Below are 22,331 nucleotides of genomic sequence, written 5' to 3'. Positions count from 1 at the left end.
AGTGAAATATATAGAAATTAATTTACACAAGTATTTTAGGGAATTCGTGCAAATTCGTGAAATTAGTGTCAAAAAAATTAGAGTCTAAGGAGACATAATTATACTTTAATTCAAAACCAATAAACAGAAAATGAAAGATATGAGGTTAGTTATTCTTTTTGCAATGTGTTGCATTCCATTTATAAGTGTTGCACAAGCCCCAGCCGATTATGTCAATCCTTTTATTGGCACCTCAAATTATGGCGCCACAAATCCTGGAGCCATCGCACCACGGGGCATGGTTAGTGTATCGCCGTTTAATGTGTCGGGATCGCAAAACACTTTGGAAAAAGACAGTCAATGGCTTTCCAATCCGTATGTGCATGAAAACACGTTTTTAACCGGGTTTTCTCATGTGAATTTGAGTGGTGTGGGCTGTCCTGATTTGGGTGTGATCCTAATGATGCCAACCACAGGCGAGCTTGAAACCGACCATTTGAAGTACGGGACAACTTATACCAATGAAATTGCAAAACCTGGATATTATAGCACACAACTTTCAAAATACAATATCAAAGCGGAGATGACGGCGACCACCAGAACTGGCGTCAGCAAGTATTTATTTCCAGCAGGAAAATCGAATATTCTCATCAATTTGGGAGTCGGTTTGACCAATGAAGAAGGTGCTACAATTAAAATTGTTTCGCCAACCGAAATTGAGGGGATGCGTAATGTGGGTTCGTTTTGTTATTATAAACCAGAAGAATCTTATCCGGTTTATTTTGTGGCAAAATTCAGTCAACCTGCCGATGACTACGGCGTTTGGAAAAAAACCAGATCATATGATGGCTTAGAATCTCAATGGATGCCGTATAATGGAAAAACACGTTTGTATAAAGGCTACAGAAAAGAAGTGATTGGCGATAGTATCGGCAGTTATTTTACTTACAATTTTGATAAACCGACGCAAGTTGAAGTGAAAATCGGCGTGAGTTATGTCAGTATTGAAAACGCTCGGGAGAATTTAGAAAAAGAAACTCAAAGTTTGACTTTTGATGACCTCTATAAAAATACAGCATCTCAGTGGAACGACTTATTATCTAAAATAGAAGTGGAAGGCGGCACCAAAGATGATAAAACCATTTTTTACACGGCATTATACCACACTTTAATTCATCCAAATACCTTAAATGACGTGAATGGCGAATATCCAACGATGGGCAAACGCGAAACCGTCAAAACCGAGGACACGCGTTTTACCGTGTTTTCCTTATGGGATACGTATCGCAATCTGCATCAATTAATGAGCTTGGTTTATCCAAAGCAACAATCGGATATGGTAAAAAGCATGCTCAATATTTATGATGAAAGTGGATGGTTACCTAAGTGGGAACTCAACGCCACCGAAACCACAACCATGGTTGGCGATCCTGCGGGCATTGTTTTGGCAGATACCTATTTGAGAGGCATTCAGGATTTTGATATTGAAAAAGCTTATGAAGCGATGCGGAAAAGTGCCATGCAGTTAGAAAGTAATCCGTTACGACCTGGATTAAAGGACTATATCAATAAAGGTTATTTGACCACAAAAACCATACAAAGTGGATCGGTTTCTACCACACAAGAATATAATATCAGTGATTTTGCCATTGCACAACTGGCGAAAATCTTGGGTAAAAAAGAGGATTATAATTTGTTTTCTGAGCGTTCTATAACCTATCGAAAATTATTTGACAACCAGTTCAATTTATTACGTCCGAAAAACGACGATGGCTCTTGGTATTCCCCATTCAACCCAAATACTGGTGCTAATTTTGAAACGAATTTAGGCTTTATCGAAGGTAATTCCTGGCAATACACTTTTATGGTTACACATGATACCAAAGCGTTAATGAAGTTGATGGGTGGCAAAAAGAATTACGTCGCTAAATTGGATGAAGTTTTTGATAACAAGCAATTTGATATGGCGAACGAACCTGATATTGCCTATCCGTATTTATACAATTATGCCTCAGGTTATGAGTGGAAAACACAAGAGCGCGTGACCAATTTAATCAATGAATATTTCACAAACAAACCTGCTGGTTTACCTGGCAATGACGACACAGGCACCATGTCAGCCTGGTTGATTTATAGCATGATGGGGATTTATCCAGTATCGCCGGCCGATCCTTTTTATACGATTACAACGCCAAGATTCGATAAAATAACCATTCATTTAGATCCGAGATATTATAAAAATGAGACTTTGGTTATTGAGAAAGTAGGGAACGGGAAAATCAATCACATCTTATTAGATGGGAAAAAGCAGAAAGGGTATTTTATCGACCATAACGATTTGGTTAATGGGAAGACTTTAAAAATTGTTTTGGATTAGATAAATTCGATGACGAAACCTGTCAGGTTTTTAAAACCTGACAGGTTTGAGCACGATTTCAAAGAAAAGCAAGGATCAAAAACCAAAATCTGAATAGCATGAAAAACATAATCATTTTACTTTTATTAGTCATGACATTTTCTTCGGTAGGTCAAACGGCATCCTATAAAATGATGACCTATAATATCCGCTATGACAATCCTGGCGATGGCGAAAATACCTGGTCAAAACGAAAGGAATTTATGAGCGATCAGATTGCTTATAATCATCCTGACATTTTTGGAATCCAAGAAGGTTTACACCATCAAGTACAGTATTTGGAGAGCGTTTTCGTGGATTATGGCTATATCGGCGTTGGTCGTGATGACGGAAAAACCAAAGGCGAATACAGTGCGATCTTTTACAATAAAGAAAAATTACAGCTATTAAAGGAGGGCACGTTTTGGTTGTCTGAAACGCCTAATGAAATCTCAGTAGGTTGGGATGCCGCGATGGAACGCATTTGTACTTTTGGACTTTTTGAAAATAAATTCAGTAAGGAAAAGTTTTGGGTATTTAATACGCATTTTGATCATATTGGCGATTTGGCTCGAGTGAGAAGTGCAGCATTGATTCTTGAAAAGGTTGCCGAGCTCAATAGTCATAATCTGCCCGTTATTGTCATGGGAGATTTTAATCTGACGCCAGAATCAGAACCCATTAAATTACTGTCGAAAGCTTTAAATGATAGCAAACATGTGAGTGTAGCAAAGCCTTTTGGGCCGTCAGGAACCTTTAATGCTTTTGAGTTTAACAAACCTGTTTTAAATCGGATCGATTATATTTTCACAAGCAAAGATCAGATTGAAGTTTTAAAATATGCGGTATTAAGTGATTCAAAAGATTGTAAATATCCGTCCGATCATTTGCCGGTTCTTGTGGAATTGGAATTTATGAAGCCTTAAAATTATTTGACCTGTCAGGTGTCATTGCGAGGAACGAAGCAATCTCCTGAAAGGTCTGAAATCCTTGTCAAAAATTAAAATTATAAAAACATGAAATTAAACACGCTCCTCATTGCCTTCTTATTTACGACGCTATGTTCAGTAAATGCACAAAAACCAGTAAACTATTCGGTCTTTAACAAACAACCTTTAAACTTCGGGGGCGAAAAAGGAACCGATCCTGAAGCGGTTCGGTTAATGGATGGCCGTTTGGTTTATAAAAAAGTGTCCATACCTACATTTGCACAAGGCACGGACGTGAGTGTAAAATTGACCGTACGTTCCAATGGCGACCGTTGGGATAAATCGGGTTCTTGTTTTGTGGTTTCTGATCCGAGTAAACTATCGATCCTTTCCATTACTGAAAAAGATGGCAAATTTCCAAAGGATTCCTATGTTGACGATAAATATGCTGGATTCGTCAACGGTAAAAATTACGAACCGGTTGTAGAATTGATGCGCTTTATGACACCATTTGGCGTTGGACATTATAGTGACAACAAAGTAAAATATAGAAAGCCAGTTTATATTCCAAGTTGGGAAAAGGAAGTGGTTTGGGAAACTGATATTACCGATTTGGAAAGTTTGGTAACGGGCACTTTTTATGTTGGTGTTTGGATCGATTCGTGGACGGCAGAAGGCTATGATTTCGATTTGGAATTGAACTATTCTAATAGAAAACAGCAAAAAGTGAAAGTGTTGCCTTTAGTTAATACGATCCCTTATGTGGGCGGGCAACAAATACCTGACAACTTTGCCCATAAAGACTTGGTCGAAAATATCACTTTAAAAAAGGATGCCAAAAATGTCAAATTACATTATATCACAACCGGCCACGGTGGACATAGTGGTGGCGACGAATTTATCAAACTAAAAAACAGTGTGTATTTTGACAACAAATTGGTTTTGGATACCATTCCGTGGCGTGATGATTGTGCGTCGTTTAGAAGATTCAATCCAACCTCGGGCGTGTGGATCAGAAAGGACTCGGCATCTTATATTTCGCCTTTGACAAACAAGTACGAAGTCAAAGAAATTGAAGAGCGAATTGCGTCTTCAGATCTGTCAAGATCCAATTGGTGTCCTGGTTCTTTTGTAGAGCCAATGGTGGTCGATTTGGGAGATTTAAAAACGGGTTCTCACGCCATTAAAATTCACATTCCAGCAACGCCAGTGGATGGCGATAAACTCAATCACTGGTTGGTGTCTGCTTACTTGACTTACGAGTAAATTGTCGTGGTTTTCACTGCTCTAAGGAGTGTTTTAGAAATCGATTTCACGCAAACGGTTTCGTAGATTTAATAGGTCTAACATAATACAATTGCCTAAATTTTGATTAGTTTAGGCAATTAATTTTATCGGTTATTATATTTGGCAGATGGAACGAAAGGATGACTTTCTGAGTTTCTAAACTGCCGAAATTAAAATGCCATTCCATACATCTTATCTATTATTATGATTTTGAACAAAAAAGCTTTAGTTATTCTTAAAACAGTCTTCGCATTCTGCGCTGTTTTAAATGCCAATGGCCAACAAAAAGATCCGATTAAGGACTACAAACATTACATCGAAAATGAGGCGGTCATCAGTGAGCATAAAATGGATGCGCATGCGTCCTTTACGTCATTTACTTCAGAAAAAGATGCTTTAAAAAACACCCCGGAATTCTACCAATTATTGGACGGCATCTGGAAATTTAACTGGGTAAGAAATCCAGCCGATCGCCCAACAACATTTATGAATCCTAACGAAGATGTTTCAGGTTGGGATGATCTTAAAGTGCCGTCAAACTGGGAAGTGGAAGGTTATGGGATTCCTATTTATGTGAATCATCAATATGAGTTTTCCGATTATAAAGCGATGGTAGCAGATGACATGAAACTTGTTGATGGAATTTATCCTGCTAATCCTGGAAAAGTTCCAAACGAATATAATCCTGTCGGAACTTATGTGCGTGATTTTAATATTGATAATAGCTGGGACGGAAAAGAAATATTCTTACAAATCGGTGCCATGAAATCGGGCGGATTTGTTTGGCTCAACGGCAAGTATGTGGGTTATTCTCAAGGCAGTAAGTTGCCTGCAGAATTCAACATTACTGCTGCTGCACAACCAGGAAAAAATAAAATCGCCATTCAAATTTTCAGATGGACGGATGGTTCTTACTTAGAATGTCAGGATTTCTGGAGAATTAGCGGTATCGAGCGCAGCGTTTATGTGTATGCACAACCAAAAGTACGTATTCAAGATTATGAAGTGGTTTCTATTTTAGATGGCGCTTATAAGGATGGTGTTTTTGAATTATCGGTGGATCTTCGAAATCATTTATCAAAAGCAGCTAAAGGCAATGTTTCCTATAAAATATTAGATGCCAATTCTAAAATTGTAGCTTCTGAAACCAAACCATTTTCAACTTCAAGTAAAACAACGGTTGACTTTTCTGCCAGCTTACCAAACGTAAAACAGTGGAGTGCAGAACATCCTAATTTGTATACGTTACTCATTGAAACAACAGACGCCAAGAAAAAAACGCTAGAAGTCACGACCTCAAGAATTGGTTTTAGATCTATTGAAATCAAACAAGGTTTGCTTTTGGTCAATGGCCAGCGTATCACTTTAAAAGGCGTGAATACTCAGGAAGCCAATCCTGAAACCGGTCACGTGGTGCCAGAAGAGTTGATCATGAAAGACATCAAACTTTGGAAAGAAAATAATATTAATGCGGTGCGTTTAAGTCATTACCCACAACAACGTCGTTTTTACGAATTATGTGATGAATATGGATTGTACGTGGTTGATGAAGCAAATATCGAATCACACGGTATGTATTATGGCAAATATTCTTTAGCCAAAAATCCAAGTTGGGAAAATGCGCATGTGGATAGAATGGTGCGTATGGTTGAGCGTGATAAAAACCATCCATCAGTCATTATCTGGTCCATGGGGAACGAAGCTGGAAATGGCGTGAATTTCTTCAAAGGTTATGATGCGATGAAAAACGCTGATAAGACCAAACGTCCTGTACAATACGAGCGTCCATACAAAGATTACGATGGCAGTTTATGGGATATGGATTCGAATACGGATATAATCGTACCACAATATCCATCGGCAGCAACTTTTGAAGCCGTTGGAAAAACTAAAACCGATCGTCCCTATATTCCTAGTGAATATGCACACGCAATGGGTAACAGTACCGGGAACTTCAAGGAATACTGGGATATTATTGAGCAATATGACAATCTTCAAGGTGGTTTTATCTGGGATTGGGTGGATCAATCTATTTGGAAAACCGATGAAAATGGCGAGCGTTTTTATGCTTATGGAGGCGATTATGGCGAAAATATGCCGTCAGACAATTCGTTTTTAAATAACGGGATTGTTTTTCCAGATCGTACCCCACAACCTGCATTATTTGAAGTTAAAAAAGTTCATGAATTTATCAATTTCAAGGAAAAAGGGATCAATCAACATAATGAGTTACGTGTGTTGCTTGAAAACTTATACGATTTCACAGATTTAAATCAATTCGATTTTACTGCAGAAATCAAAGCGGATGGTAAAGTTTTGAAAACGATTAAAATCGATGATATTTCAGTAGAAACACATACAGGGAAATTGATCAGATTGTCTCTGAACGACATCGACTATAAACCGAACACTGAATATTTTGTTGAAATTTCAGCAAAAACAAAAGCTGCTTGGGGCATACTTCCAAAAGGATTTGAAGTGGCGCATGAGCAAATTGCTTTATCTAGTAAATACAAAAAAGAGCTTACAGAAATCGCCAAAAAAGGAATTTTAAAAATTAAGGATTCCAAAGAAACTTTGGAAATTTCAAATAGCGACATTCAGTTAGTTTTCAATAAAAATAAAGGACAAATAACGTCTTATGTTTTTGAAGGCAATGAGCTCATCAAGGACGGCAACGGGCCGCGACCTAACTTTTGGCGTGCACCAACTGATAATGACTTTGGTAGCCAAATGCAAGCGCGGAACATCGAATGGAAAAAGGCATCGCTTTTTATGAAAGTAGCAAAAATGACTTCTCAATCCAATAAAGATGGAAGTGTCACTGTAGCAATAACTTATAATTTGCCAGGCGTTGAAACTACGTTTGAATCCGTCTATCATATTTTAGGAAATGGTGTCGTTCAGATTAGTAATATTTTAAATGAAACTGCTTACAAAGGCGATATTCCAAGAGTGGGCATGCGTATGCAATTGCCAAAACAATATGATAACATGACCTTCTTTGGACGTGGCCCGTTTGAAAATTATCAAGATAGAAAAACTGCAGCGTTCATTGATTTGTATGAGTCTAAAGTGAAAGATCAGTATGTGCCATATGTCCGTCCGCAAGAAAACGGCTACAAAGTAGATGTGCGCTGGTCGGCTTTTTCTAATAACAATAATTCAGGATTGTTGGTGGTTGCCAAAAACGCATTGCAAGGATTAGGCATCAGTGCGTTGCATATGCCGAATGAGGATTTTGACACGACAGCAGGTATTAATTATACTGGAAAAGAGGAATTGGAATCAGAATATAAAACCGATGGCATCCCACAAATCAACGCGTCCAAACATATCAATGATATCAAGGAACAGGATTTGGTACAATTGAATATCGATTTAGGACAACGTGGTGTTGCCGGCGATGACAGCTGGGGATCAAGACCAATGGATAAGTATCAAGTGAAAGGGCAATCTAAAAATGCCTATAGTTTTTATTTGATTCCTTTCAAAAAAGGATCGACAGAAGACTTTATTAAGTGGAGCAAATTATATTCAAATCAGAATTAAATCAGAGATTAAAATAGAAAAGTAACAATGAATCAAACAAATCATCTATTAAAAGTGATCTTCCTATGGTTTTTAGGAAGCAACTTGGCTCAGGCACAAACGCTTGATCCCGTTATTGAAAATCCAGATGTTGTAGGCATTAATAAATTAGATGCGCGTTCTACATTTTTTCCTTACAATTCGTTAGAATTAGCAAAGAAGGATGATGTTTCAAAAGCAGCCAATTACATGTTGCTAAACGGCATTTGGCAATTTAACTACAGCGATACACCTGAAGTAAGACCAGCTGATTTCTACAGAGAAGATTACGATACCTCAAAGTGGAACACTATTAAGGTGCCTTCAAACTGGGAGGTAGAAGGTTTTGGAATTCCTATTTATGTGAATGCGACCTATCCTTTTCAAAAAGGCGAATTAAATCCACCAGATATTCCTGATGGCGATAATCCGGTAGGATCATACAAACGTACTTTTGATGTTCCAAATGATTGGAATGGTAAAGATTTGTTTCTTCATTTTGGAGCTGTAAAATCGGCCTTCTATGTTTGGGTAAACGGAAAGAAAGTGGGCTATAGCCAAGATTCAAAATTGCCAGCAGAATTTAATGTGACCAATTTTGTGAAACCAGGAAAAAACACGATTGCTTTAGAAGTGTACCGTTGGAGTGATGGTAGCTATTTAGAGTGTCAGGATTTCTGGAGAATTTCAGGTATTGAGCGTGATGTCTATTTATACGCAAGACCTAAAGTTCAATTGGCAGATTATTTCGCAAAAGCAGGATTAGAGAACAATTATAAAGATGGTGTTTTAGATTTAGCAATAGATTTAAACAGTATCGATGCCAAGAAACAAAACGGAACTATCGCTGTTGAAATCACAAGAGATAACCAAACGGTTTACAGCGCGTCATCTGCTTATGAGCTAGCGCCAAATTCTAAGAAAACTTTCAAATTCAACAAAAATATTCCGCAGGTAAAAACTTGGTCTGCCGAAATTCCTAATCTTTACCAATTGAACATTGTCATCAAAGACAAGAAAGGAAATGTTTTAGAAGCGATTTCTCGCAAATTAGGATTTAGAACTTCTGAAGTAAAAGACGGTCAGTTTTTAGTCAATGGTCAACCTATCTTATTCAAAGGTGTTAACCGCCATGAGCACGATCCTGATACAGGTCACGTGATTTCTCGTGAGGACATGTTGAGAGATGTTCAGATTTTCAAGGAATATAATATTAATGCGGTAAGAACAGCACATTATCCTAACGATCCATATTTTTATGAGTTATGTGATGAATATGGTATTTATGTAGTTGATGAAGCCAATATCGAATCTCACGGAATGGGGTATGCTTTGGATAGAACTTTAGCGAACAATCCTGCTTGGTTAAAAGCACATTTAGAGCGTGTGGATCGTATGGTAATTAGAGATAAAAACCATCCATCGATCGTGATTTGGTCTATGGGGAATGAAGCAGGAAATGGCTACAACTTTTACCAAACCTATTTATCTGCTAAAAAAATAGATGATACCCGACCAATTCAGCACGAACGCGCAGTTCACGAATGGAATACCGATTTGTTTGTGCCAATGTACGACACACCAGCTCAGATTGAAGCTTATGCTAAAGATCCGAAAAGAATTAAGCCTTTGGTATTGTGTGAGTATGCACATGCGATGGGAAACAGTATGGGTGGCTTTAAAGAATACTGGGATTTATTTGAGAAATATGATAAATTACAAGGTGGTTTTATCTGGGATTTCGTAGATCAAGGACTTAGAGTTGAAAGAAATGGTAGAACTATTTATGCTTATGGTGGCGATTTTGGGCCAGAAGGTACACCAAGTGATAATAACTTTTTATTAAACGGATTGGTGCAAGCTGATAGAACGCCAAATCCTCACATTCTAGAAGTAGCGCATATCCAACAGGATATTAAGTTTTATGAAAATGATCTTTCTAAAGGAATGATTGACATCAAGAACTGGTATTTCTTCAGAGATTTGGCAAACTACAAGTTAAACTGGGAAGTCATTGCAGATGGTGTAGTCGTTGATTCTGGAACTATCGAGGATATGAATGTTGCACCACAAGCTAAAAAAGCGTTTAAAATTCCTTTTAAAACACAGTTCAAAAACGGTGTTGAATATTTCCTAAATGTTTCTGCCGTTTTAAAAACAGACGAACCCTTATTAAAAGCAGGTTATAGAGTGGCTTATGAGCAATTCCAATTACAAAAAGGAACGGTTCAAACACCAGAAAAAGCGACAGAATCAGTGGCTTTTAAATCTAAAGGCGATGTGATTACGGTTACTGGAAAGGACTTCGATTTAGTGTTTAATCAAAAAACGGGGACTTTAACCGACTATAATTTCAAAAATAAAAGTTTGTTGACTAATGGACCTGAAGTTAATTTCTGGCGCGCACCAACTGACAACGATTACGGTGCAGGTACTCAAAACAGATATAAAGAATGGAAAGATGCTGGTACAACCGGTAATGTAACCACGGCTGTAAAACAACTTTCAAAATCTGAGGTTCAGATCACGTTTACCAGAGATTTATTTAATGGCGATGCGAGTCTTGTAGAAACGTATTTGGTAGATGGCAACGGTGCTGTAAAAGTAACGAATGACTTAAAAGCAATAAAAGGCAAGCACACCGATTTCTATAAATTCGGAAACAAATTAGTGTTGCCAGAAGCTTATAAAAACATCACGTACTACGGAAAAGGACCTTTTGAAGCTTATACTGACAGACAACATGCTGCAAAAGTAGGCTTGTACAAACAGACCATTGCAGAGCAATATTTTGGATACTTACGTCCGCAAGAAAACGGGAATAAATTGGAAACTCGTTGGGTTGAGCTTACTAAGGAAGATGGCTCTGGAATAAAGTTTTTAAGTGAAACGCCATTCTCAGTTTCGGCACTTAACTTCAAAGAAGAAGATTTGCATAGTGGCGACGAAAGAAAGCAAGAACACGCTGGTGAGATTGATCCACGCAAAGAGGTGTTTGTAAATATTGATGGATTCCAACAAGGATTAGGAAGTATCAATAGCTGGGGAACATTGCCTTTAGAGCAATACCGATTGAACTATAAGGATTATTCATATTCATATTGGATGGTGCCTATTGAATAATGCAACTTTAAAAGAATGAATTAAATTGAACCATATCGATCTTTTTGCGTCCTGCATAAGGTCGATATGGTTTTTTATAGAAAAATGAAATGATTAGAATCTCACTATTTTTAGCGATTATATTTTTAGCGTCCTGTAAAAATCAGGAAAAGGGAATTTATAACCCTAGCTCAAATTTGAGCAAACTCCATGAAATCAGCAAACCCCAAACTCCAATTATGGGCTGGTCCAGCTGGAATAATTTTCATGTGGATATCAACGAAGAAGTCATTAAAGCACAAGCCGATTTTATGGTGTCTTCAGGAATGGCAGCAGCTGGTTATTCGTATGTCAATATTGACGATGGTTTTTTTGCCGGTCGTGATAGCAAAGGCGATTTGATTGTCCATCCGGAGCGCTTTCCAAACGGGATGAAAGTGATTTCAGATTATATCCATTCCAAAGGATTAAAAGCGGGAATTTATTCAGATGCGGGCATCAACACCTGTGCGTCACATTGGGATAAAGATACTATTGGCGTCGGCTCTGGATTAATGGGTCACGACAGAAAAGATTTAAAACTCATGCTGAACGATTGGAATTATGATTTCATTAAAGTGGACTGGTGTGGCGGCGATTGGTTGGGATTGGATGAACAAACCCGATACACTCAAATCGCGAACATTATTAAAGAAATTAAACCTCAAACCGTATTCAATATTTGTAGATGGGAGTTTCCAGGTACTTGGGCACTTCAGATTGCTGACTCTTGGCGAATTTCAGGAGATATAACGAATACTTTCGGCTCCATCTTACACATTATCGATTTGAATGCCGATCTATGGAAATACGCATCTCCAGGCCATGTGAATGACATGGATATGCTGCAAGTAGGACGTGGCATGAGTTATGAAGAAGATAAAACGCATTTTTCCATGTGGTGCATGATGAATTCGCCATTATTAGCAGGTAACGATTTGAGATATATGACGGATGAAACCATTTCCATTTTAACCAATAAAGAGATTATTGCGCTCAATCAGGATCCGTTGGTATATCAAGCCCGCCGATTGACGGAGAAAGGTAATTTGGAAGTCTGGGCAAAACCTTTAGTTTCGACCATGAGTGGGAGAGTAGCGGTCACATTATTGAATAGATCAGATAAAACAGAAACCATTTCTTTTGATTTGAATACAGTAGGTTTGGATGCTTCAGAAGGTTATTCTTATCGGGATTTATGGGCGAAAAAGGATTTTGAAAAGACCACAAAAGAAAAGTTGAGTTTTGAAGTAGCGCCACATGGTGTGGTGGTTTTGACCTTGGATGGTGTTTCAAAACCGTTCAATATTTTTCAGAATAAATAAGCCTCTGAGAGGCAACATCTTAATTTTTATGTTGTCGTAAGAATATAAAAAAATTATATAAAACATAATATGATGATTATCAAAGGTTTTTTAAGGAAAATGAGAAGGAAGCATTTCCTTCTTAGTGCTTTATTCCTGGCCTGTAGCTTTACAGGATTTGCTCAAGATAAAATCAGAGCCGAATTTTCCTTAGAAAAGAATTGGCGCTTTCATAAAGGCGATGTGCCGAATGCCTATTTGGATTCTTTTAATGATTCGAAATGGGAAAACGTGACCGTGCCACACGATTGGGCCATCAAAGGGCCATTTAATAAAGAAATTGATAAACAGACCGTCGCTATTACGCAAAATGGGGAGCAGGTGGCGACTGAAAAAACAGGAAGAACTGGCGCTTTACCTTATATTGGTGTTGGTTGGTACCGTCATGAATTCGCAATTCCAAATTTTGATTCAGAAAAAAAAGTCATTCTCCTTTTTGAAGGCGCGATGGCAGAACCAGAAATTTTTCTCAATGGTAAAAAAGTGGGCAGCTGGAATTATGGATACAGCTATTTCTATTTTGATATTACCGAGTACATCCGTGGCAACGAAAAAAACACGCTGGCGGTAAAATTGACCAATCGCGAATTGTCGTCCCGTTGGTATCCTGGTGCGGGATTGTATCGCAATGTTCGGGTTATTGTCAAAAATAAGGAAAGCATCGATCAGTGGGGCACATTTATAACTACACCCTTAATCACTGCTGACGTAGCGAAGGTCAATGTCAAGACCAAAGTTTCTGGAGAAGATCTTAAATTAATAACAACAATTAAAGATGCCACTGGAGCTATCGTTTCTGAAGACATGACCACTGCTATTTATGGCAATCAATTCGAGCAGAATATCGCCGTTGAAAATCCAATTTTATGGAGTCCGGAAAATCCATATTTATACACTTCTGTTTCCCAATTATATGCTGGAAACATTTTAAAAGATGAAACCACCACCCGATTTGGAATTCGTAAAATAAAGTATGAAGCTGAAAAAGGCTTCAGTTTGAATGACTCGGTTATAAAATTTAAAGGCGTTTGTCTACATCACGATTTAGGGCCAATTGGAACCGCGATAAACACAGCAGCATTGCGCCGACAATTGACCATTCTAAAAGATATGGGAGCGAATGCCATCCGCAGTTCACACAATATGCCTTCTTTGGAGCAATTGGAATTATGTGACGAAATGGGTTTTTTGTTTTTAGCTGAAAGTTTTGACGAATGGGCCAAACCTAAAGTTGAAAACGGGTATCATTTATACTTCGATACGGATGCCGAGAAAGATGTGGTCAACTTGGTGCATGCCACCAGAAATCATCCCAGTATCGTGATGTGGAGCTCAGGAAATGAAGTGCCAGACCAATGGGGAAGTGATGGTGCCAAACGCGCCAAATGGTTACAGGATATTTTTCATCGCGAAGATCCAACCCGACCGGTTACTGTTGGTATGGATCAGGTGCAAGCAACGATGGAATCAGGATTTGGAGCCTTATTGGATGTTCCAGGACTTAATTATCGTGTGAATCTATACGAAGAAGCCTATGAGAAGTTTCCGCAGGGCATGATTCTGGGTTCAGAAACGGCATCGACCGTCAGCTCTCGTGGGATTTATAAATTCCCAGTCGTGGAAGCAAAAATGAAACAATATGATGACCACCAATGTTCTTCTTATGATTTGGAAGCTTGTAGTTGGTCTAATATTCCTGATTTAGATTTCGTTTTACAAGACGATAAACCATGGGTTATTGGCGAATTTGTGTGGACGGGTTTTGATTATTTGGGCGAGCCAACTCCTTATGATGATGTATGGCCAGCGCGAAGTTCGTATTTCGGCATCAATGATTTGGCAGGTTTACCAAAAGATCGCTACTATTTATACCGCAGCCGCTGGAATCTTAAAGATGACACCTTGCACATGCTCCCACACTGGAATTGGGAAGGCCGTGAAGGCGAAATTACGCCTGTCTTTGTGTATACCAATCATGATAGTGCCGAATTGTTTGTGAATGGAAAAAGCATGGGTATTCAGAAGAAAAACAGGAGTTCGCCAACCAATAGATATCGTTTGATGTGGATGGATGTCAAATATGAGCCAGGCACGATCAAAGTGGTGGCGTATGATGCAAATGGAAATCCGGTAGCAGAAAACGAAACCCATACCGCCGGAAAACCTTACCAATTGGTCTTAGAAACCGATCGAACCCAATTGGATGCTGACGGCAAAGACTTGGCTTTTGTAACCGTGTACGCAGTGGATAAAAACGGAATCCTATGTCCGACAGCTACAAATCAATTAAAGTTCAATGTCAAGGGCGCAGGAACTTATAGAGCTGCTGCAAATGGCGATGCCACTTCTTTAGAAATGTTCCATCTGCCGACCATGAAATTATTTAGCGGGAAGTTGGTGGTTTTGGTTCAATCGGCCGAAAATGCTGGCGAGATAGAACTTACGGTTTCTGGGAAAGGATTAAAAACAGGGAAAATAAATATTGCAACTAAAAATTAATACATGAATAGATCACGACTAATTCTCATCCTTATTTTGGCCATTTCCATTACTGGATGTCAAACTAAAAAAACTACAAAACAATCTGAAGCACAAATTCATCAAAAACCAAATATCATTTATATCCTTGCGGACGATTTGGGTTATGGCGATTTGGGAGTTTATGGACAAACCAAAATTGAAACTCCAAATATTGACGCCTTGGCAAAAGAGGGCATTCTATTTACCCAGCACTATGCTGGTTCGCCAGTATGTGCGCCGGCTCGTGCTTCATTGTTGACGGGAATGCATGGTGGTCATGCCAGCATCCGTGGCAACGATGAATGGGAAGAGCGTGGCAATGTTTGGAACTATCGCGCGATGATTAACGATTCTACTTTGGAAGGTCAGCGACCAATGCCAAAAAACACCGTGACTTTTGCTCAGTTATTACAGTCGGCCAATTATAAAACGGCCATCGTAGGGAAGTGGGGATTAGGAGCGCCGCAGACGGAATCCATCCCAACTGAAATGGGTTTTGATTACTTTTTCGGATTCAATTGCCAAAGATTTGCCCACACCTATACGCCCGTACATTTGTATGAAAATGAAAACCGTTACCATCTAAAAAATGATACCATTGCACCTCACTTCGGATTGTTGAAAGATGATGATCCGTTAGCAGCAGCATCTTATGAAAAGTACACACAAGCAGATTATGGTCCTGAGCTTATTTTTGGTAAAATGATGAATTTTATTGAGGAGAATAAAAAGGATCCTTTCTTTGTGTATTGGGCAAGTCCTATACCACATGTGCCGTTACAGGCTCCTCAAAGATGGATCGATTATTACGTGAATAAATTTGGCGACGAAGAACCTTATTATTTCAAAAAGGAAGTTGGCAGTTATTTCCCAGCGCGCTATCCACATGCCACGTATGCGGCGATGATTTCTTATTTAGATGAAAATGTTGGGAAGTTGGTTGCTTATTTAAAGGCAGAAGGACTTTACGAGAATACCTTGATTGTTTTTACCTCCGATAATGGTCCCGCCAATGATGGTGGTGCCGATCCAGAATTTTTCAATAGCGGAGGTATATTACAAGGTCAAGCGGGTAGAGGCAAGGGCTATACTTATGAAGGTGGGATTAGAGTGCCTTTTATTGCGACTTGGCCAGGCAAAATAAAACCGGGTACAACTAGTGATCATATTTCGGCATTTTATGATATGATGCCAACGTTTAATGAAGTCGCCAACGTGAAAACACACACTAAAACCGACGGTATTAGCTTTTACAATACGCTTACCAATGCAGGTCCACAAAAAGAACATGAGTATCTCTATTGGGAATTTGCAGGTTACGAAGGACAAGTTGCCGTAAGGTTGGGCAAATGGAAAATGATCTGGAAAAACATTAATAAAGGTAATAAAAACGTCGAATTATACGATTTGGATACTGATGTCCGCGAGGAACACAATATCATGGACAAACATCCAGAAATGCTTCAAAAGTTCCACGAGATTGTTAAAAAAGAACATGTCACACCTGAGAATGCGTCTTTTAGAATAGAGGGCGTAGAGCAATTAGTTAACTAAAAAAAGTAATATTCCAATTATGAAATTATTTAAACTCGGTAGTATTTTTATTTATATACTCTTCATTGTCGGATGTCAAAATAAAAACATCGTTAAAAATGCAGCACAAGAATCTGCCCAAAGGCCCAACATTATTTTCATCATGTCCGATGACCATGCTTACCAAGCCATTAGTGCATATGATAAAACTTTGATCAATACTCCAAATATTGATCGGATTGCCAATGAAGGGATGTTGTTTACCAATGCTAGTGTGACCAATTCTATCTGTGCGCCTTCCCGGGCGGTTATTCTTACGGGGAAACACAGTCATATCAATGGCAAAATCGATAATATCAGTCATTTTGATACTACGAATGTAACGTTTCCGCAGTTGATGCAAAAAGCAGGCTATCAAACGGCTATGTTCGGGAAGTTGCACTTTGGAAACAACCCCAAAGGTTTTGACGAATTCATGATTTTACCGGGTCAGGGCGATTACTACAATCCGCAGTTTATTACCCAAAAAGGCGATACCATCATTAACGGTTATGTCACGGATATTACGACCGATCTGACTTTGGATTGGATGAAACACCGAAGAGATCCCAACAAACCTTTTATGTTGATGTACTTGCATAAAGCGCCACACCGCGCATGGTTGCCAAAAGAAAAGCATTATAAGGAATTCACTAAAAAAACATTTCCATTACCAGAAACGCTATTTGATGATTATAGCACCCGTGGTACTGCTGCAAGAACTGCTGAAATGGGAATTTTAAAGCACATGTCCTTAGCAAATGATACCAAAGTGTATCCAGAAGTAATGAAAGAATTGGGCATCAAGGATTGGAACGATCTTGGATCTCCACTTGGCCGAATGAACGCAGAACAGCGTGCCAGTTGGGATGCGGTTTATGGCCCGATCAATGAAGACTTCAAAAAAAGATATCCGACCATGAACGATTCTACGCTAACCGTTTGGAAATATCAGCGCTATATGCAAGATTATTTAGGAACGATTGCTTCGGTCGATGAAAATGTGGGTCGCGTTTTGGATTATTTGGATGAAGAAAAATTGGCCGATAATACCATCGTCGTTTATACGTCTGACCAAGGCTTTTATTTAGGCGAACACGGCTGGTTTGACAAGCGTTTTATGTATAACGAATCGTTTAAAACGCCGTTATTGATTAAATGGCCAAATAAGATTAAACCAGGGATTACCGAAGATGAGATGGTTCAAAATTTAGATTTTGCACAAACATTTCTTGAAGCGGCCGGCATAAAAGCACCAGAAGATATGCAAGGTAAAAGTTTGATGCCCTTATTAACCGGAAAAAAAGAACTTTGGGATAGAGATGCTATTTATTACCATTACTATGAATATCCTGCAGAACATGCTGTGAAAAGACATTACGGAATTGCCACCAAGGAGTTTAAATTGATCCATTTTTATTTTGATGTGAATGAATGGGAACTTTATGACCGCAAGAAAGATCCGAAGGAAGTTAATAATGTTATCAACGATCCTGCCTATGCGCAAGTCGTAAAAGAGATGAAGCAAAAACTTCAAGATTTACGTAAGAAATACAAGGATTCCGAAACACTTGATAATTATTATATCAACCTTTATAAAAAGTAATAAGCTGCTATGATTTTAAAATGTTTAAATATATTTTCATAATGATATAAAGGTGCCAGTTAGTTTTGGCACCTTTGTTTTTGTTGTTATTTTCGGCAATACGCACTTTTATCAATACATTCACGCTTAATGATTTTAGACTCTAAATAAGTTTAAATCATTATTTACCCCTTTTTTAAACTATGAAAAAAACACTCCTTTTCCTATTTGTTGTCATTGGAAGCATGACGAGTTATGCGCAATTGATTCCTGCTCCAGAGACTTTGAAATTTAATAAAGGACACTTTGTTCTGGATGCTACAACAGGAATTGTGGTCACTGGTTTAGAGCCGCAAGACGGTTCTAAGTTGATCCATTATCTGACGGATAAAATAGAAACTGAAACGGGTGTTCGTTTGTCATCACAAAAAGGGAAGGTCAAAAATATCGTGTTTGAAGTTTTAAACCATCCGAGTAAAAATTTAGGAGAAGAAGGTTATCTTTTAAATATTTCCTCTGCCGAAATCAATATTGTAGCCAATTCATATGCAGGATTGTTTTATGGCACACAGTCGCTTTTACAATATGTAATTGCCAATAAAATGCAATCGCCAATTAAAATTCCGAACCTAAGCATTAGCGACAAACCCAATGTAGCTTGGCGTGGTATGAATATGGATGTGAGCCGACATTTTTTTAATTCCAATGCGATTAAAGAACTCTTGGATTTACTGGCCTTTTATAAAATGAATGTCTTCCATTGGCATTTGGCAGATAACGAAGGCTGGCGATTGGAAATTAAAAAATATCCAAAGCTTACAGATATTGGCGCTTGGCGTACTGAAATCCCGGGTAGTATCATGTATAAAAAGGATTCTACGTATACCAAAAAGTTGGACGGCGAACCCTACCAATATGGCGGATTCTATACTCAAGAGCAAGTCAAGGAAATTGTCGCTTATGCCAAAGATCGAAATATCACGATAGTTCCAGAGATCGATGTGCCAGGACATTCTGGAGCGGCTTTATCAGCGTATCCTGAGTTTTCATGTGAAAAGCACATTCAAGAAACTCCTAACTCCACCTTATGGAATGGCGTGGTCAATCCTGAAAATGTTAATCTGAATTATTGCGCAGGTCAGGAATCTACCTTTGAATTTTTAGAGAATGTGTTTACCGAAGTGATGGACTTATTTCCTTCGAAATATATTCATGTAGGCGGCGATGAGGTGGATAAATCCTATTGGAAGAAATGTGCTACTTGTCAAAAAAGAATGACTGATGAAAGTTTAAAAGATGAAAATGAATTGCAGAGTTACTTCATAAAACGGGTAGCGAAATTCTTGGAAACTAACGATCGTAAATTGATCGGCTGGGATGAGATTTTGGAAGGTGGCGCTCCAAAAAATGCAACGGTTATGTCATGGCGAGGCGAAAAAGGCGGCATTGAAGCGGCAAAATTACAGCAACAAGTGATCATGATCCCCAACGATCCGCTCTACTTCAACAGATATCAGGATGATCCTAAAAATGAGCCTTTAGCTGAAATATGGGGCATTAACACTTTAGAAAAAGTATATAATTATAACTTGATTCCAACGGAGCTAACTAAAGAGGAAGCCACTTATATTATTGGTGGTCAGTTTGCCATTTGGACGGAATTTATTTCTTCAGTGGAATATTTGGAATATACCTTATTACCTAGAATGCCTGCGTTTGCTGAAAATATGTGGTCTATTCCTGAAAAGAAAAGATATTCTGGTTTTATCGAGCGTTTAAATAGGATGCATTATGATTATTGGAAAGCGAATGGGATTCGTTTCCATCCGAAACATTATATAAAATCGGTGTATTAATCGGTAGAGATATATTAATTTTTTTAGACACGAATTTCATTAATTGTCTCGAATGGATAAACTATCCTAATCTGTGATAATCCGTGAAATCCGTGTCTAACTTTTTTAATCCGTTTACCAATACTTTACTATTATATCAAAACAAAAACTATGTTTAAAAGAACTTTTGTCGCCTACTGTTTCTTCCTTTTAGGAACAGTTTTAGTAACAGCTCAATATAATCCTGAATTTTCCAAAGCAGGATTTTTTCCACGTGAGAACACCGGAAGGGAAGTCTTTTCAATGAATGCGGCCTGGCGTTTCCATAAAGGCGCCATGGCTAACGCAGAAGTCTCAGACCTTAATGATAGCACTTGGTCCGTAGTCAATCTCCCTAACGGGATTGAATATTTGCCAGAAGATGCCAGCGGCGGTGCCAATTATCAAGGCGAAGTGTGGTATCGTAAACATTTTACACCTGATTCTGGACTTAAAGGAAAAAAGCTCTTTTTGCATTTTGAAGCGATTATGGGCAAGTCTAAAGTTTATGTGAACGGCAAATTACTGAAAGAACATTTTGGAGGTTATTTACCGGTTATTGTCGATATCACCGAACATTTAAATTGGGGTAAAGACAACGTGATTGCGGTTTGGGCAGACAACAGTAATGATCCGGCATATCCACCAGGAAAAGATCAGGAAGTTTTGGACTTTTCTTATTTTGGTGGGATTTACAGAGATTGTTGGTTGATTTCATGATATAAAAAAAGACCATGTTAAATCAATAACATGGTCCTTTTGCATTTCGTTTAAACCATTCAGGATTTTACTTGTCCGCCGAAGTTTCAGCGTTGTAGGAAAACCTGAAAGGTTATTTTATCTAGTCAGAAAATCAGTCCTTAAAACTTCACAGTATTCAAATTTTTATCTACCAATAGCCCTTCAATAGCTTTTAAATTGAAGGTCAGATTTTGGTTGGCTCGGAATTTAATGATGAACAATTCTTTCGTTCCCTCCATGGTTTCTTGGTTTCCTAAGTTCACAAAGGTTGGATATAAGACTTTTTCTCTGTTGGAATGCAATCTGTCATTGGTCACATTTTCCATTTTCAAAGTGTTTGAAGACTCAATACCGAGGAATTTATAACTTGATTCTTTGTAAGGCAATGCAAAACTCAAGGCGTTTACATCTTTCAAGTCTTTACCAGAAACTACGATTTCGATGATTTCATCTTTAGCGTAGGTTTTCTTTTTAGTCGAAATGGTAATGCCACCAGCAACTTTTACGGACTCTGCATTCTTCACGCCACCGTCAATACGCGTCGCCACTACAGAGATATCATAAGCATCAATGAGGTTGTTTTTATTGACATCCCCATTACTGACATAGCCTTCAAAATCGGCATCGCCCAATCGTAATCCCATATAATTGATATATGAAGTCAAGTCATTTCGGTCAATTAAACGGTCGTTATTGATATCGCCAGGACGATAACTTTCGGTGCCTTCAACTTTAAAGATATAGAGTTCACTACCAGATCCGAAATTGCCAACGGCTTGGTCTACGGCCAATTTAACATAGCGCACAGTTGGATGTGTATTGAATTCAAAAGTTTTTATTTTATCATTCTTTTCCCAGTCAAAAGTACCGGCTTCCGTCCATTCGTTTCGGTCATGACTGTAATAAATACGACCTTTCAAGATATTCCCGTTGCCGCCGCCAGTTCTTGGCATATATTCCAGTTTATCCAATTGGTTGATGGTGTTCAAATCGATGATCATCTCAAACGTTTCAGCCTTCACGTCCCAGCTGGTGTGCCAGCCTGTGCTTTCATCAAAATCAAAGAGATTGGCAACTCCTGCGCCACCTTGATCTGGTATTGAAACTTTAGCCGTGATGCCTTTGATAGCAAATTCTAAAGGATTGTTTTTTGTAGTTGCTGAAAAATCTGCCCAATCAGAATGTCCTGATTTATTGACTGCTCTTACTTTAAACGCGTACGTTGTTTCTGGTTTTAAAGCATCAAATAACAATGAGGTGTCTTTTATGGTCGAATATAACATGCCGTTAAATTCGACTTCATAAAAATCAGCATTGGTGACTGTTTTGACCCCTATAAAACAAGAGTGTTCTTTTAAATTTCGATTATTAATT

The 22,331-nt window shown here is 38.4% G+C and carries 12 protein-coding genes; 11 read left to right on the top strand and 1 reads right to left on the bottom strand.

Annotated elements, in window-relative coordinates; translation table 11 throughout:
- The first annotated feature begins 139 nt into the window (after positions 1 to 139).
- The 11 genes from ACOH2D_RS10460 to ACOH2D_RS10410 all read left to right on the top strand — a co-directional run bounded on the left by ACOH2D_RS10460 (position 140) and on the right by ACOH2D_RS10410 (position 20,936).
- Positions 140 to 2,356, top strand: a complete 2,217-nt coding sequence (locus tag ACOH2D_RS10460; protein WP_449535180.1) for a GH92 family glycosyl hydrolase — start codon at positions 140 to 142, stop codon at positions 2,354 to 2,356.
- A gap of 98 nt (positions 2,357 to 2,454) precedes the next feature.
- Positions 2,455 to 3,300, top strand: coding sequence for an endonuclease/exonuclease/phosphatase family protein (locus ACOH2D_RS10455; RefSeq protein WP_348036819.1), 846 nt, complete (start codon positions 2,455 to 2,457; stop codon positions 3,298 to 3,300).
- Positions 3,301 to 3,390: 90 nt separating this feature from the next.
- A complete protein-coding gene (locus ACOH2D_RS10450; protein ID WP_449535179.1) occupies positions 3,391 to 4,569 on the top strand; it encodes a PNGase F N-terminal domain-containing protein in 1,179 nt (392 codons plus the stop codon).
- A 225-nt stretch (positions 4,570 to 4,794) separates the two neighbouring features.
- Entirely contained in the window at positions 4,795 to 8,142 is a 3,348-nt protein-coding gene (locus ACOH2D_RS10445; protein WP_449535178.1) for a glycoside hydrolase family 2 TIM barrel-domain containing protein, read from the top strand.
- Positions 8,143 to 8,169: 27 nt separating this feature from the next.
- A complete protein-coding gene (gene lacZ / locus ACOH2D_RS10440) occupies positions 8,170 to 11,283 on the top strand; it encodes a beta-galactosidase, LacZ type (protein ID WP_449535177.1) in 3,114 nt (1,037 codons plus the stop codon).
- 89 nt (positions 11,284 to 11,372) lie between these two features.
- A complete protein-coding gene (locus ACOH2D_RS10435; RefSeq protein WP_449535176.1) occupies positions 11,373 to 12,626 on the top strand; it encodes a glycoside hydrolase family 27 protein in 1,254 nt (417 codons plus the stop codon).
- Between the two features lie 99 nt (positions 12,627 to 12,725).
- The gene (locus tag ACOH2D_RS10430) at positions 12,726 to 15,164 is read left to right on the top strand and encodes a DUF4982 domain-containing protein (protein WP_449535175.1); all 2,439 of its coding nucleotides are present in this window, start codon (positions 12,726 to 12,728) and stop codon (positions 15,162 to 15,164) included.
- A gap of 3 nt (positions 15,165 to 15,167) precedes the next feature.
- Complete coding sequence (locus tag ACOH2D_RS10425; RefSeq protein WP_449535174.1) at positions 15,168 to 16,739, top strand: arylsulfatase; 1,572 nt, start codon at positions 15,168 to 15,170, stop codon at positions 16,737 to 16,739.
- A 19-nt stretch (positions 16,740 to 16,758) separates the two neighbouring features.
- Positions 16,759 to 18,363 carry a sulfatase family protein gene (locus ACOH2D_RS10420; protein WP_449535173.1) on the top strand — a complete coding sequence of 535 codons (1,605 nt, stop codon included), beginning with the start codon at positions 16,759 to 16,761 and terminating at the stop codon, positions 18,361 to 18,363.
- A gap of 182 nt (positions 18,364 to 18,545) precedes the next feature.
- Entirely contained in the window at positions 18,546 to 20,198 is a 1,653-nt protein-coding gene (locus tag ACOH2D_RS10415; protein ID WP_348035031.1) for a beta-N-acetylhexosaminidase, read from the top strand.
- Between the two features lie 150 nt (positions 20,199 to 20,348).
- Positions 20,349 to 20,936, top strand: a complete 588-nt coding sequence (locus tag ACOH2D_RS10410; RefSeq protein WP_449535172.1) for a sugar-binding domain-containing protein — start codon at positions 20,349 to 20,351, stop codon at positions 20,934 to 20,936.
- Between the two features lie 140 nt (positions 20,937 to 21,076).
- Here the strand turns inward: ACOH2D_RS10410 and ACOH2D_RS10405 are convergent.
- Positions 21,077 to 22,331 (bottom strand): discoidin domain-containing protein (locus tag ACOH2D_RS10405; protein WP_449535171.1); only part of this gene is annotated, 1,255 nt, incomplete at its 5' end.

The organism is Gelidibacter sp., assembly GCF_053579655.1.
Note: the sequence above shows the minus strand (reverse complement) of the source record. Positions and strands in the feature narration are given on the sequence as shown.